The sequence below is a fragment of the Prevotella sp. oral taxon 317 str. F0108 genome (assembly GCF_000162415.1).
GTDB classification, from domain to species: Bacteria; Bacteroidota; Bacteroidia; order Bacteroidales; family Bacteroidaceae; genus Prevotella; species Prevotella conceptionensis.
The window spans coordinates 13,467-28,350 of sequence record NZ_GG740078.1 but is presented as its reverse complement, the minus strand read 5'-3'; the positions used below and the strand labels follow the sequence as shown (position 1 = coordinate 28,350).

Here is a 14,884-nt window from a genome sequence, read left to right as displayed (position 1 = left end):
AGGGCTGAAAAGGGCAAAACAGCCATTAAAAAGTAGGTTTTAAGGGGCTAAAAGTGGGTTATTGGGCACAAAAAATAATGAGCCGGCAAGCAAACTAGAAAGGCTAAATGGTGCAAAATGCAGGTTCTTTGCCTAAAAACGGACAAACAGGAAGACGTGAAAAGCAAAAAATGGTAGTCATTTACCTACTTTTTAACCTATATTTTCGCTAGAACAGCGCGGAATTCAGAGCAGTATTGTAAAATAAATAATAACAAATTAAGTTTTCGAGCTGATGAGTTTGTTAATTGGGGAGCTGATGTCTTCGGAAGTTGTTGGGCTTTCGTTAGTTTATAAGCCAGAGAGTTGACTTCTTCTGCACTCTTCTCAATTTACAGGAGTATTAAAGGTCAAGACGACTTCATTGTGTTTTTTATGCCCGCCAACGAAGTGGAGAAGGCGGCTACTAGGCGCATGCCTCAGTGCAAAGCCCCTTGTGCTGACACTGCAAGACGCTTGTACCCGCACTACAAAGCCCTTGTAGTGATACTACAAGCCGCTTTGTACTGATGGATTGCAGGGAGAATGGCGTGCAAACGAAATCCTAATATCCATTCTTTTTTATGATATAGATGAGTTTGGCTTGGCATAACGCCCCTTGATGCCCTACGAAATGGCACTGCTAAGCTTGTTTTTGCAACGATTTAATGTAAAAAGTACAATATTGTTTGCATATTGTTTAAAAAATGTGTACTTTTGCAATTCTTTATTTGATAGGTACAAGAGTTAGACGTCTATCTCGATTGAGATAGAAGCGATTTATAAATTGAGCGTGTGAAAGAAAACAGAGAAAGGATAACATTATAGATGAGAAAACAAATGCAGAAGACTAATTTTGTGTTGCGTGCGTGGGCTGTGTTGGCCCTCGTGCTACTGCTTGGCAGTGTAACCACAGCGTTGGCGCAAACTCAAAGCGTAGACAACATGCGGGTAACGCTGTCGATGAAACAAGTTACGTTAAAGACTTTTCTTGATGAAGTTTCAAAGCAGACGGGTTTGCAGTTTGATGCAGACGCCTCGCAGCTTGAAAAAGCCGAACGCGTGAGCATTGAGGCGCGCGAACAGCCCGTGCGGGCCGTGCTGGGACAGGTGCTTAACCAAGCTGCCTTTGCATATGACATTACGGGCAATAAGGTAAAACTGACTCGTAAGAACGCTGTTGAACGCAGAAAAGGCGTGTATGGGCAGATAACTGACGCCGACGGGCAACCCTTGCCTGGCGTAACCATCAGGATGCAGGGTTTTAGTGGCGGCTATATCACCAACTTGGACGGATATTACGAAATAGAAACCGACCAACCCGAGGTGAAACTTACCTTTAACTACATAGGCTATAAGCCGCTGGAAAAGACCGTAAAGAACGGAACAGCGGGCAACTTTGTGATGCACGACGATGCCGATGTGTTGGGCGAAGTGGTGGTAACGGGTTTCGCCACAAAGAATAAGAACAGCTTTACAGGTGCGCAGGTGTCTATCAAGAAAGACGAGCTGTTGGCCGTGGGTACAAAGAACGTGTTGACAAGTCTTGCCACCTTTGTGCCGGGCATGAACATCTTGGAAGACAATGCAGGAGGTTCGGACCCCAACAAAATGGCCGACATCAACATACGTGGCCGCGCAACGTTTACGGGACAGGCCAACATGCCCGTGTTTGTGGTGGATGGTTCGCAGGTGAAAGTGGACTATGTGAACGACATGGACATGAACGACATCGAGACCGTTACCGTACTTAAAGACGCGTCGGCATCGGCTTTGTATGGCGCGAAGGCCTCGGCCGGCGTGATTGTCATCACCACTAAGGCTCTGACAGGTGGCAAACTGAAAGTGAATTACAGCAGTACGTTGCGCTTGTCGACACCCGACCTCAGCGACTATAACCTGCTTTCGGCATCGCAGAAGTTGGAGTACGAGCGTTTGGCCGGTCTTTACACTTCGACCGACCTTACTGAGCAGTATGCGCTAGACAAAAAGTATGCCCAGTATTACAACCAGATACAAGACGGCGTGAGCACCGATTGGATATCGAAACCTTTGCGCAATGCCCTCTCAACCCAACAAAGCCTAAGCATAGACGGTGGCGACGAACACGCTCGCTACAACTTGGGTGTGCGCTACGGAAACGATGCTGGTGTGATGAAAGGCTCTAACCGCGAACGTCTTTCAACCAACTTTAAGCTCTCGTACAACCTGCCGGGCAAGTTCTTCGTTTCAAACACGGCCACGATTTCTTCGGTTAAGTCGACTCAATCGCCTTACGGCGACTTTTCTGATTGGGTGAAACAAAACCCCTACGAGTACCCTTACGACGAAACGGGAGCACTAAAACCCAAGCTTAACTACGACTTGTCGAACCCGCTTTACGAGGCATCGTTGGGTAGTTTCAGCAAGGGCGACAACTTCGACTTCCTCAATACCACCTCGTTGCAATTGTGGCTGGGCGAGAAATTCCGCATAGACGGCGACTTCTCGATACAGAAAAGCAAATACGACGGCCGTACATTCGTGTCGCCTTTCTCGGCCGACCAACTTAAAAACGTTGCCGATGTGTCGCGCAGGGGACGTCTCAACGAAACGTTCACCAAGACCACTACTTACCAAGGCAAGCTGATGGCATCGTACAACGACTATTTGTTGAAGAAACTTTTCCTCACGGCAATGGCTGGTGCGAGCATCGAGTCGAACTCGGTAGACGGCAGCACTTATGGTTCTGTGGGCTATTATACCGACAATATTGCCCACACATCGTTGGCTGGAAGTTATCCTACGGGCCGTCCTTCGGGCACTGATACCAAGTATAATGGTGTGGGTTTCTTCGTAAATGCCAATGCCATTTGGGATAACCGCTATTTCCTCGACGTGATTTACCGCTACGAGGGCTCGTCGAAGTTTGGTAAGAACACACGTTTTGCGCCGTTTTGGAGCTTGGGTGCGGGCTGGAACGTTCACAACGAGTCGTTTCTTAAAGGCTCGCCTTTCCAATTGCTCAAACTTCGTGCCAGCGTAGGCTATTTGGGTAACATCTCGTTTGAGCCTTATCAGGCACTTACGATGTACACTTACCTCAACGGATATAATTATATAAAAGGTATCGGAGCCGTTCCAAAGGGCATTGGTAACACCAATTTGAAGTGGGAACGCACGCTAAGCGGAAACGTTGGTGTGGACTTAACGGTGTTTAAAGGGCGGTGGGACTTCTCTGCCGACTTCTATGTGAAGAACACCGACAACCTTTTGCTCGACATAACCAAGGCCCCTTCGGTGGGTGTAAGAACGTCGCGCGAGAATGTTGGCGAGGTAGAGAACCGCGGATTAGAGTTTCAAACACGCGTAATACCCATCCAAAACAAAGACTGGCAGTGGTCGCTTAGCCTCAATTATGCCTATAACAAGAACAAGATAAAGAAGATAAGCAACGCCTTGCGCGAGCAAAACGAGAAGAATCAGGCCAAGCGCGGACTAGCTCCGTTGCCCATTTATGAAGAAGGGCAGTCGCTTACGGCTTTGAAAGTAGTACCCTCGGCAGGCATCGACCCCATCACGGGCGACGAAGTTTTCATCAAGCGCGATGGCAGTTACACCTTTGTTTACGACCCTAACGACAAGGTTGTATTTGGCGATAGCACGCCCTTTGGCAACGGTTCGCTCAGCTCTTACCTCACTTATCGCCAATTCTCGATGGGTGCATCGCTGCGTTACTCGTTCGGAGGTGCGGTTTACAACCAAACATTGGCATCGAAAGTTGAAGGAGCCGACCCACGTTACAACGCCGACGAAAGGGTGTTCAGCGACCGATGGAAACAAGTGGGCGACCATACGGCGTATAAGCGCATCAGCGATTCGAGTGTGCCCATGCAAACATCACGTTTCGTGCAGACCAACAATTATCTCACTTTAAGTAGCTTGTCGTTTGCCTACGAAGTGCCTTTGGCCTTTATCCAGAAGTACGGATTGAGGCGATTGCACTTGGAAATGCTGGCCAACGACTTGTTCTACCTCTCGTCGGTAAAGCGCGAACGCGGACTTAGCTATCCTTACGAGCGCAGTGTTGAACTCTCCGTGAGGTTGGGATTCTAGCCAATGGCGGCCCGTGGGTTCACAATCTAGCGAACGCCATGCGCCACATTCACAATAAGAAACAAAGATAAGACAAGAAAACAATGAAGAGAACAACATATTGGATAAACCTGTTGGCAGGATTGGTGGCAGTGGTTTTCGCCACATCGTGCAACGATTTCCTAGACGTTCACCCCGCAGGCGAGGTGGACGAGAGCGAACAGTTCGGCTCCATTCGCGGCTATCGCAACGCCATGTATGGCGTATATGGTAGTATGGCTGCAACAAACCTTTACGGAAAGAATCTGAGTTATGGTTTTGTAGACCAGCTAGGTCAACTGTTTGGTTATGATAATACATCGGAAACAAGCTACTTCGTGTCGCAATACAACTACCTTCGCAGTGACGTACGCGCCATTGTAGACGGGATATGGGAAGGCCAATACCAAACCATCGCGTATGCCAACAATGTGCTGCGCAATGCTGAGAACCCCCAATTCGACCACAAGGAACTGGCCTTTATGCGTGGCGAGTGTTATGGTTTGCGTGCCTTTTTGCACTTCGACCTTGTGCGCTTGTTTGCCGAAGACTATACAAGGAGTAACGCATCCACGCGCGGAATACCCTACGCCACCACGTTCGACCTGAACAATAAGCCGCTACTAACGCTGCACGAAACGTTCAAGGCGATATTGAAAGACCTCGATACGGCAGAAAGCTTGCTGGCAGACGACAATGAAGTGACCGTGGAACAAACCCCAACGAGCGACTATCTTAAAGGTCGTGCCACGTTCTTCAACAAGTATGCTGTGGCTGCAACCAAGGCACGCGTGTACTATGCCATGGGCGACACGGCCAATGCAGCCAAGTATGCACGGCTGGTTATTGCCGCAACGAGCAATTTCTCGCTTAAAAAGCTTACCTCGATGGCAGATGTGAAACGTTTTCCCGCAACGGGCGAACTAATCTTCGGCCTGTACAACAACACGCTTTCGGCCGATATTTCTTCAACATTCCTTTCGCAAACGGCGCGCGGAACGTTCACCGAAGGTCGTCGCGACTTGGAAGAACTCTACGAAACATCGGCTTTCTCGGCCACAAGTGCCGACCTTCGCTATACGGGATATTATCGACAGAACACCACCCCCGACGGAATAAAGACCTATTCGTTCGTTCGTCTTTTGGAAAGCGACGCTCAGGTAAACAGCAGTCCGTTGCAAGGGCTTACGCTTATACGCTTGCCAGAAATGTATTACATACTTAGCGAATGTACCTACGATAACAACAAGGCCGAGGCAGTGCGCCTGCTAAATGTGGTGAGAACCAGTCGTGGTCTTGAAGCGGTGGCCGATGCGAAGGTTGCCGACCGCACCGCTTTCGACAAGGAAATGCTGCGCGAACGCATGCGGGAGATGCCTGGCGAAGGACAAACGTTCTTTGCTTTGAAACATTACAACAAGGCATTCGGTGACTATCGCGGCATCAACACTTACCAACCGTCGAGCGCAATCTTCGTGTTGCCTTGGCCAGAGAGAGAAAAGGAATATGGTGGACAATAGAAAAAACAACGCTCAGATGAAAAAGACATTCAAACATATACTGCTGGCCAGCGCGGCCTTAACCGCACTGGTGGCTTGCAGCAACATAGACTATACGGGCGAATACAGCGAAGACGGCACTTACCAATCGGGAAATCAGGCATACTTTTACTTCGCCGAACCGGGGGATAGCGTACTGAATTACTCCTTTGGCGTGAAACCGCTCGACACGTTAACGCACGTTGTGTACGTGCCGGTTAACTTGGCGGGTCGCCTATCGGCCGACAAGCAGGCCTTTCGTGTAGAAATTGGCGCGGGCAGTACGGCCGTTAGTGGCAAGCATTACACCCTCGATGCCGACACGCTTGCTTTCTTACCCAACTCGCATCGGGCTTATGTACCCGTGAAGTTGATAAGGGAGAACCTCTCGGAAGATAAAAACGACTCGATAAATCTTGTGTTAAACTTGGTTCCCACAGCCGAAATGGGCGTGAGGTTCAAGGCAAACAATAGGGTGAAGATAACCTTTAACAACGTGTTGTCTAAGCCCGACTTCTGGACAGTGCTTGAAACCTACTGGGGGTTGGGTGCTTTCACCAAGAACAAGTATCGCAAACTGCTCTCTTATTACGATGGCAACGAAGATGCGATAAGGCAAATACTCACCGGAACCGATGCCACAGCGCAGGGCTATCTGTACCAAAGAGTGCAAGAAGTTATCGCCTATTTTGCGGCGCATCCCGACGAATTATGATTATCAAGGCAAAGGCATCAGCGTGGAAAAAGCATCTTGTGCAGCCCATTGCCTTTGCCTATCTATGGCTAACAGATAAAAGAAACAATGATGATAAAGAAACATTTGCTACATGTCTTGGCACTTTCGGTGGCCGTGTTGTCCTTGCAATCGTGCATTACCGACGACTCAACGTCGCCTTCGGGCAACGCTTCTAAGCTGTCGTTGAGCCAGGATTTGCAACAGAAATACACGCTCGACAGGTGGGACACGCTTAAAATTGCGCCCAAAGTGGTGCAAACCAACGCGCAGAAAAACGTTGCCTACGAGTGGGAGATAAACAGGAAAGTGGTGTCTACCGATGCCCAACTCAAATATGTGTGCGAAGAATTTGGGGTGTTTCCTTGCCGTTTGAAGGTGAGTAACGGCGATAATATACAGTTTTACGAGTTCGAACTGAACGTGCAATACTCATACGTGGAGGGCCTTTACATATTGGCCAGTCACGGAGGACGCGCCATTGTGTCGTATTTACCCGAACCACAGAGCAACAAATCGTTCGACTTGGACGTACTTCAAAAGAACAATCCCAACGCCAACTTCGCTTCCGAGCCCAAGGATATCGACTATGTACTGGCTCGCGACAATAAAACACCATTGATTTATGTGGCAGTTGGCAACCCTAGCACCATCTACGAATTGGATGGAAACCTCATGACAACGCGCTTTAAGACTACGGCCACGGGCAACGTTTCTTATCTAAAACGTAGTGCGCTGACCTATCCGAAGTCGATGTTGGCTATGGTAGACCATGTTCCCGCTCGGCTAACGCTTTCCGAAACGTCGCTCTTCGACCTCGGAAAATTCATTAAAGACAGTCTGAAAACCGACATGTCGATGGCCGATGCCGCCGTATCTTGGAAACAACAAGACTTGCGTTACGTGCATGGTTACGTGTTGTTCGATAACGCCGAGGGCCGACTCGTTCCCCAAAAAGTGCAGGCCACGGGTAAAATTCCAGCACAATTGCTCAAAGGAACCTTCACGGGCGACTCGCTCATCGGCATGGGAGCCGTGGATAGCGAGCGCAATCTCGTGCTGATGACGTGGAATAAGGCTGCATCCAAATTCAGATGCTACTACGTTGCACCTGGTTTCTATCCCAGCAATATAACAAAAGTGGAGGCGGCCACATTGAAACACGCTGCCGATGTGCCCACCAGTGCAGGATTTACTAAGAACTCGGTGGTAAGGGTATCGCCCGAAAAGAACCTTGTTTATTATGCTACGGGCAACAAACTCTATGCTTACAATGTGCTATCTAACGGAAATTTCCCCACCAGCGCGTTGACAACCTTCGGCGATTCGGGCGAAACCATCGCCGATATGTTGATAACCGAGGGCAGCGACAGGCTATTCGTGGCCACCAATGCTGCAAGTGGCAGTCTTGTTGGAAGCATTTATTGTTTCGACTTGAACGAGAACAAACTGCTTTGGCAGAAGAAGAACATAACGGGAACCATAAAGCGCATCACTTACAGGCAATAAAGCATGTTGGCGTGGGGTGGATAAACACCCTTCGGCAACCCATATTTATAAGATGATAACAAACAAAACCAAGGCAACGGCGCGCACAATAGGGATGGGTTTGTTTCTATTGTGCTTTGGCTTTCAGGCCTTTGCCGACGACAATAAGAAGGTCGACGACAGTAAGAAAGCAAAGAAAGAAACGAAGTACGACAGACTATTTAAGGACAAGAAGAAAGAAACGGCACGCAGCACTTTCCTTACCCTACATAAAGTAGACGGCAAGCTATACTTGGAAGTGCCAGTAAAGCTAATGCAAAGGGAAATGTTGTTGAGTGGTGCCGTGTCGTCTACAACCGACCCAACCTACATAACGGTGGGGGCGAAGAACTTTGCGCCCTTACACTTCTTCTTTGAATTGCAAGACAGCAGCTTGGTGATGAAAACACCAAACGGCGTGGTATATTCAGACGGCAGTGCTAGCGAAGAAATGCAGCAAGCATTGAACGTTAGCTACCGCGACCCCGTTCTAATGGGATTTAGGGTAGAGGCATACAACAACGACAGTTCGGCTGTTGTGGTAGATGCCACTAACTTCTTGGCGCGCCCCAACACCATGCTGCCCCTCATTCCCAAGAAGTCGGGCGACCTTGCTGTGAACGCCTCTCCCAAGAGCGAAATGTCGTTTGTGCGTTCCATCAAAAGTTTCGAGCAGAACGTCACGGTGAAAGTGGATTTTAATTATTTGCTCACGGCTACATTGATGTCGTTGCCCGTGGCTAGCGAAATTCCCACCACCGTAGGCGCAACGTTCAGCATCTCCTTGCTACCCGAAAGCAAGATGCGCCAGCGCATATCCGACTCGCGTGTGGGCATTGCCGCCGTGTCGAAACTTACTTTCAGCAACGCCATTGCCAAGAGCAAGCCCACATTTGTGGCGCAAAGGTGGAACCTTACGCCCAAAAACGCGAAGGCTTATGCGCAAGGCAAGGGCAGCGAGCCTGTAAAACCCATACGTTTCTACATCGATGACGCCTTTCCCAACGAGTGGAAAGCGGCGATAAAGCAGGGAGTGGAACTTTGGAACAAGGCTTTTGAACAGGCTGGATACCTGAAAGCCATTGAAGCGGTGGACTTTCCCACAGCAGATAGAGCCTTCGACCCCGACAACATCTCCTTTTCTTGCATACGTTATGTGCCTAGTGCCTCAGAGAAAGTGTCTTCGTCGTTCATGGCTAACCCGCAAACGGGCGAGATAATCAATGCCTCGGTGTTTGTTCCTGCCAACGTTGGCGACCAACTTTACCGCTGGTTCTTCATCGGAACAGCGGCTGCCGACCCCGCAGTGCGCACTTCGCACTTGCCACAAAGCAAGTTCAACGAGGGCTTGCGCTATCTTGTGGCACGCGAAGTGGGGCATGTTTTAGGACTACTCGACAACATTGGTGCCTCATCCGCTTTCCCCGTAGATTCACTTCGCAACGCCGTTTTCACCCACGCCAATGGCTTGGCCGCCTCGATTATGGCCAATACGCCCTTTAACTATGTGGCCCAACCTGCCGACAAGGGTGTTGTGCTCATGCCTTCGGCAACGGGTATATACGACAGGCACGCCATTGAGTGGGCCTATCGCTACTTCGACCCAGCAAAAACAAGCGTTAAAGAAGAGGCGGAGATATTAGAAAAGATGGTAGATAAGCGCGTTACGAACCCGCGTTACCGCTTTTTCCGTACCTCTTCGCTGGCTTGGGACCCCCGTGTGCAAGAAGGAGCACTGGGCAACGATGCCATTAAGGCCAGCGAATACGGCTTGCGCAACCTCCAAATGGTAGAGCGCAACCTCTATAATTGGGTTAAAAAAGATGAGGATAGCCGCATAAAGGAAAAGCTTTACCTCACCATTGCACAGCAACGATATGCTTTTTTCAAGCGCGTGTTGAGCAACGTGGGTGGCATATACCTCAACGACATGAAACTTTCTTCGGGCGTGCCACGCTACGAAGTGGTGTCTAAGGCGCGCCAACGTCAAGCTATGTTGTGGTGTTTGGCGCAGGCAAAGCGCTTTAAGCGTTATGCCGACCCCACATTCGAAAGGAAAAGTTTCATATCGGTTAGCTATTACGACCAACTGTTAGAGTTTATTGGTTACGACCTTTTTGGCGTGCGCACGCGTTTGGCCGTGTCGTCGCACCTATCTGCGCAAGGTTATAGCCAAAAGGAATATTTCGACGATCTCTTCTCTGCCATCTTCCAAAGCGTGGAGCAGCAAAAAGCCCCTTCGCAGGAAGAAAGGGTGTTGCAGCGCGCATACCTCACTTACTCTCGAGCCGTGGTAGACAAGGCCAACAAGCAAGGCGGCAACGGCCCAGCGGCACTTCAAGGCGAGGTTTCTGCAACAGCCATGCCTATTGCAGCGGCTTACGGCAGTCCCACAGCATCGCTTGCACCAACCGTCGATGCGGCATTGCTCGATGGTTCGGCTATCTATTTTTACAGTTCGTTGCTAAGGCTTAAGCCCTTGCTCGAAAAATGTATTAAGTCTAACCTTTCGCCCGATGCACGCTCGCACTACGAGATGTTGCTCTTTAAGGTGAATAAGGCATTGGAGGACGGCAAATGAAACACTCCTTATTATATAGCGCAACGTCGCGACGCATTTTCTCGCTTTCGCTGATGCTTGTCGTGCTTGGCTCTTCGGCAACGGCTTTCCCCCTTTTCAAGCGTAAGAAAAAGGCGCAAACCACGCAAACCGAGAAGAAATCGGCCTACGAACGCGCACTAACCGAACACGCCACCGAGTCGTGTAGGGGTGCTTTCGTGTCGTTGCACAAAACGGATGGGAAGTTGTTGGTTGAGTTGCCGCAGGCATCTTTGGGGCGCGACATGCTTATCGGAGTCACCATCTCGTCGGTATCGAACCCCAAAATGGGCGACTTGGGCTTTAAAAACTCCAACCTCGTGCATGTGCGTTTTATCGAGAAAGACAGCGCAGTGGTGATGCAGGTGGTAAACACCGACTTGTTTATTCCGAAAAATAGCCCATCGGCAAGCATTGCCGCAAGGCTAAACTACGACAATCTCGACTTCTTTTCTTTTCCCATCAAGGCACGGAGTGCAGGCAATGCCTCGGTGTTGTTTGATGCCTCATCGTTCTTCTTGAAAGAAGACCGTTTCTTTCCCATCATTGCCAAGAATGTGGGCTCGTACTCGGTAAGCTCGTCTTTAAAGGAAAACCTGTCGAGAATAACCGCGCTCAAGGTGTTCGAACGCAACGCCTGCATCAAGATGGACCGCCATTACCTGGTTAGCTTGTCGGGAAAGAGCGGCACGCCCATTTCCAACTACCCCGTAACCATCGGCGTTAACTTCACCCTTGCCTTGCTGCCCAACGAGCAAATGACGCCTCGTTTGAGCGATACGCGCGTGGGAATGTTTCTCATTAACAAGGATGTGTTGGCCAGCGATGGCTCGGTAGACAAGGCCACGTTTGTTAAACGCTGGCGTATAGAGCCCAAAGACACGGCGGCTTATTTCGCAGGAACGCCCACCGAACCCGTTAAGCCCATCGTGTTTTATGTGGAAAACACCTTTCCACCGCTTTGGAAACGCGCCATTAAGGCGGGTATATTGTGGTGGAACAAGGCTTTCGAACGCATTGGGTTTAAGAATGTGATGCAAGTAGCCGATTTTCCCACCGACAATCCCGACTTCGACCCCGACAATTTCGCCTATTCCTGCATCAGGTATTTGCCTACTGACGTTGAAAACGCTATGGGACCATCGTGGACCGACCCACGAACGGGCGAGATAATCAATGCCACGGTGCTGGTTTACAACGACGTGGTGAACACCATAGACAACTGGCGACTGGTGCAAACGGCGCAGTTAGACCCCGCCGCACGTGCTGCGCAGATGCCCGACAGCATTGTGGAACAGACGTTGGAATACATCATTGCGCACGAAGTGGGGCATACCCTGGGCTTTATGCACAACATGGCTGCATCGGCAGCTATCCCAACCGACTCGTTGCGCTCGACAACTTTCACTCGTAAGTATGGAACAACGGCCTCGATTATGGACTATGCGCGTTTCAACTACGTGGCACAACCCTCTGATAGCGGCGTGCGACTTACACCACCGCGACTGGGCGTGTACGATTTTTATGCTGTGGAATGGGCGTATAGGCTGTTCCCTGGCTCGAAAGGTTACGAAGACGATGCCAAACAGCTGCGTAACTTGGCAGACAAACACGAGGGCGACCCCTTCTATCGTTATGGCTTGCAGCAGACAAACACGCGCTACGACCCCTCGGCCATTGAAGAAGACCTTAGCAACGACCCCATAAAAGCCGGCGATTATGGTATGGCCAACCTGCGATTTATACTGTCGAACCTCGACCATTGGATTAGCGATGAGGACGGCGGCAAGCGTAAGGCCGAACTATACAATGAGATTTTGCAGCAAGCCATGCGCTATGTGCGCCATGTTTTTGCAAACGTGCCCGGCATTTACCTGTACCAAACGAGCGAAAAGTCGGGCTTGCCACGCTATAAGGTTGTGCCGAAAGACCAGCAGAAGGCATCCGCACAATGGCTTTTACGTCAAGCGCGCACCTTCGCCACCTTGGGCAACGACACGATAGAGCGTAAGTTGCCTTACGGTGCCAACAAGCCGTTTAAGATATTGGCACGCGATGTGCAGTCGTTGGCAATGATGGCCAATGCCAAGTTGGCCATATCCTATTATCTGGATTCTACCTCGTATTCGCCGCTTGAATATATGGAAGATGTTTATGCAGACGTGTTTGGGAAAACCATAGCAGGGAACGAGAACCTATCTGTTGCCGACTTGTCTATGCAACGGCTCTATGTAGACTTGTTGCAATCGGGCGTGGCCGATATGAAACAGGCACCCAATGTGCACAATTTGCAGGCCGACAGCGTACAAACAGACCTTTCTGCATACCCTCTTCGCTCTGCTGGTGCACATCATTGGTGCGGCTCGCACGCTTGTTTCCCAACAACCGATGGGCAGACGGATAATGCCGCAACCGCTTTCCTTAACTTCGGCAATGCTTATGGCGAACCCGAACCCTTGTGGGGAACAACGGTTAACCGCACGTCCGAGTTCCAATTGTTTTATGCACAAAAGCTGCATAGCCTGTTGTTGTCGTGTATTCCAAAGGTTGGTTCTCCCGACTTAAAAGCGCATTACATGCTCCTTGAAAAGCGATTGAAGTCGTATTTGAAGTAAAAGCCTATGCACACGGCCAAAATTTGTACCGATAATGCGACTTAAAAATCGCCCTAAACTAAGGGCAAACTAAGTAATAGGCTTGTATCTTTAACCCAAATCGCTCGTTAGAGCCTGTGCAGATTTTGTGTATTGTTGAGCATATTGTCTGCCTTATTCGTGAGGACGTAGCGAGCTACGTCAAGAAAATAAGACAGGCAAGATGCCGACAAGCAAACGAAAGATGAACAGGAAGCGACGGAAACAACCTAAGATAATAGGTAAGCGGTCTAACGACCGATTGGGGTTTAATGCTCCCCGATGTCTTATATATGCAGCGATGTTATCATTAGCAACGCTACGTATCAGGCATCGGGGAGTATTCGTATTGGTTTGGGCATGAATTACAAGCGATAAGAGATACATGGGCAAACCAACTGAAACGCGAAGACGACTAGGCACAGCCAAGAATAATTGGCGATAAGCGGTGCATGGGCAAACCAACTGAAACGCGAAGACGACAAGGCACAGCCAACAATTATTGGCGATAAGGTGTGCATGGACAAACCAGCTGAAAAGCGAAGACGACAAGGCACAGCCAACAATTATTGGCGATAAGCGGTGCATGGGCAAACCAATTGAAACGCGAAGACGATGAGGCACAGCCAAGAATTATTGGCGATAAGCGGTACATGGCCAAACCAGCTGAAACGCGAAGGCGATGAGCGTAGCTAAGAATAATTGGTGATAAGCGGTGCATGGACAAACCAACTGAAACGCGAAGGCGATGAGGCACAGCCAACAATTATTGGCGATAAGCGGTGTATGGCAAACAGATATGTGAGAAATCTGTGTTAGATGTTTGCTTTTCGTGTTTTTCTAGCTACTGACTTTGAGTTAAATTTGTTTTGAATACTTTACAAAACACGTGTCGCTTGCCACTCCATTCTAGCGTAAATATTGTTCTAAATGCAAGATATTAGCTACTATTTTCGGCCTTGCATGTTTCTTTTGCACCCCATTTTTGAGTGCATCATTTGCATTTAGCACCATTTTACCTTTCTATTTTGCTGCCGGCTCGTGGTTTTTCAATCCCTAAAATCTGCTTTTTGCCACTAAAACACCACTATTTTCCTACCTTTTTGCCGATTTTCTCCCCCTGTTTTTTATCAAATGGTAAGGTTTATGTCTCTACATTCAGTGCATTTTTATGCTTTTATCCTTGCGTTTAGCACCAAAATACACTGCGTTTAGCACCAAAATGCCTTGCGTTTAGCACCAAAATGCGCTGCGTTTAGCACCAAAATGCACTGCGTTTAGCACCAAAATGCACTGTATTTAGCACCATAATGCACAAAATCTGGTGCCAATTGCGATTTTATGCAGTGTGTATTCATTTTCCCGACATTCGCATACAACCCCTTTTTGCATCAAAACCAACCATCGCGAGAATCGATTTTTTGTGGCCGGATGGACGTTTGGTGAATAAAAAGGCGCTCACAATGTTAAAATTTGTACTGAAAAGATTACATTTTTAGTTGGGAAATTAAGGAGTTAAGCCAATATTTCAGGAGTTATGGAGTTAAGGAGTTATGGAGTTAAGGAGTTAAGGAGTTAAGGAGTTAAGCCAATAGCTCAGGAGTTATGGAGTTAAGCCAAATGTATAGGTGGCGTTAGCCATTTTTTCACTTTTTCACCTTTTCACCTTTAGGAGTTATGGAATTAAGCCAAATGTATAGGTGGCGTTAGGCTAATAGGATAA

7 protein-coding genes are annotated in these 14,884 nt (G+C 49.0%); all 7 read left to right on the top strand.

Annotated elements, in window-relative coordinates; all coding sequences use genetic code 11:
- Positions 1-846: 846 nt before the first annotated feature.
- The 7 genes from HMPREF0670_RS14145 to HMPREF0670_RS16515 all read left to right on the top strand — a co-directional run bounded on the left by HMPREF0670_RS14145 (position 847) and on the right by HMPREF0670_RS16515 (position 13,740).
- Positions 847-4,113: a SusC/RagA family TonB-linked outer membrane protein gene (locus tag HMPREF0670_RS14145; RefSeq protein ID WP_009231831.1), complete on the top strand. Its 3,267-nt coding sequence runs from the start codon at positions 847-849 to the stop codon at positions 4,111-4,113.
- Between the two features lie 83 nt (positions 4,114-4,196).
- The gene (locus HMPREF0670_RS14140; RefSeq protein WP_009231830.1) at positions 4,197-5,651 is read left to right on the top strand and encodes a RagB/SusD family nutrient uptake outer membrane protein; all 1,455 of its coding nucleotides are present in this window, start codon (positions 4,197-4,199) and stop codon (positions 5,649-5,651) included.
- Positions 5,638-6,384, top strand: a complete 747-nt coding sequence (locus HMPREF0670_RS14135; RefSeq protein WP_044078389.1) for a DUF4843 domain-containing protein — start codon at positions 5,638-5,640, stop codon at positions 6,382-6,384. The genes HMPREF0670_RS14140 and HMPREF0670_RS14135 overlap by 14 nt, the downstream gene beginning before the upstream one ends.
- 87 nt (positions 6,385-6,471) lie before the next feature.
- Positions 6,472-7,911, top strand: coding sequence for a PKD-like domain-containing protein (locus tag HMPREF0670_RS14130; protein WP_009231828.1), 1,440 nt, complete (start codon positions 6,472-6,474; stop codon positions 7,909-7,911).
- A gap of 52 nt (positions 7,912-7,963) precedes the next feature.
- Positions 7,964-10,510: a zinc-dependent metalloprotease gene (locus HMPREF0670_RS14125; RefSeq protein ID WP_044078388.1), complete on the top strand. Its 2,547-nt coding sequence runs from the start codon at positions 7,964-7,966 to the stop codon at positions 10,508-10,510.
- A gap of 53 nt (positions 10,511-10,563) precedes the next feature.
- Entirely contained in the window at positions 10,564-13,143 is a 2,580-nt protein-coding gene (locus HMPREF0670_RS14120; RefSeq protein ID WP_083786899.1) for a zinc-dependent metalloprotease, read from the top strand.
- Between the two features lie 453 nt (positions 13,144-13,596).
- Complete coding sequence (locus tag HMPREF0670_RS16515) at positions 13,597-13,740, top strand: hypothetical protein (RefSeq protein WP_009231825.1); 144 nt, start codon at positions 13,597-13,599, stop codon at positions 13,738-13,740.
- The last annotated feature ends 1,144 nt before the right edge of the window (positions 13,741-14,884 follow it).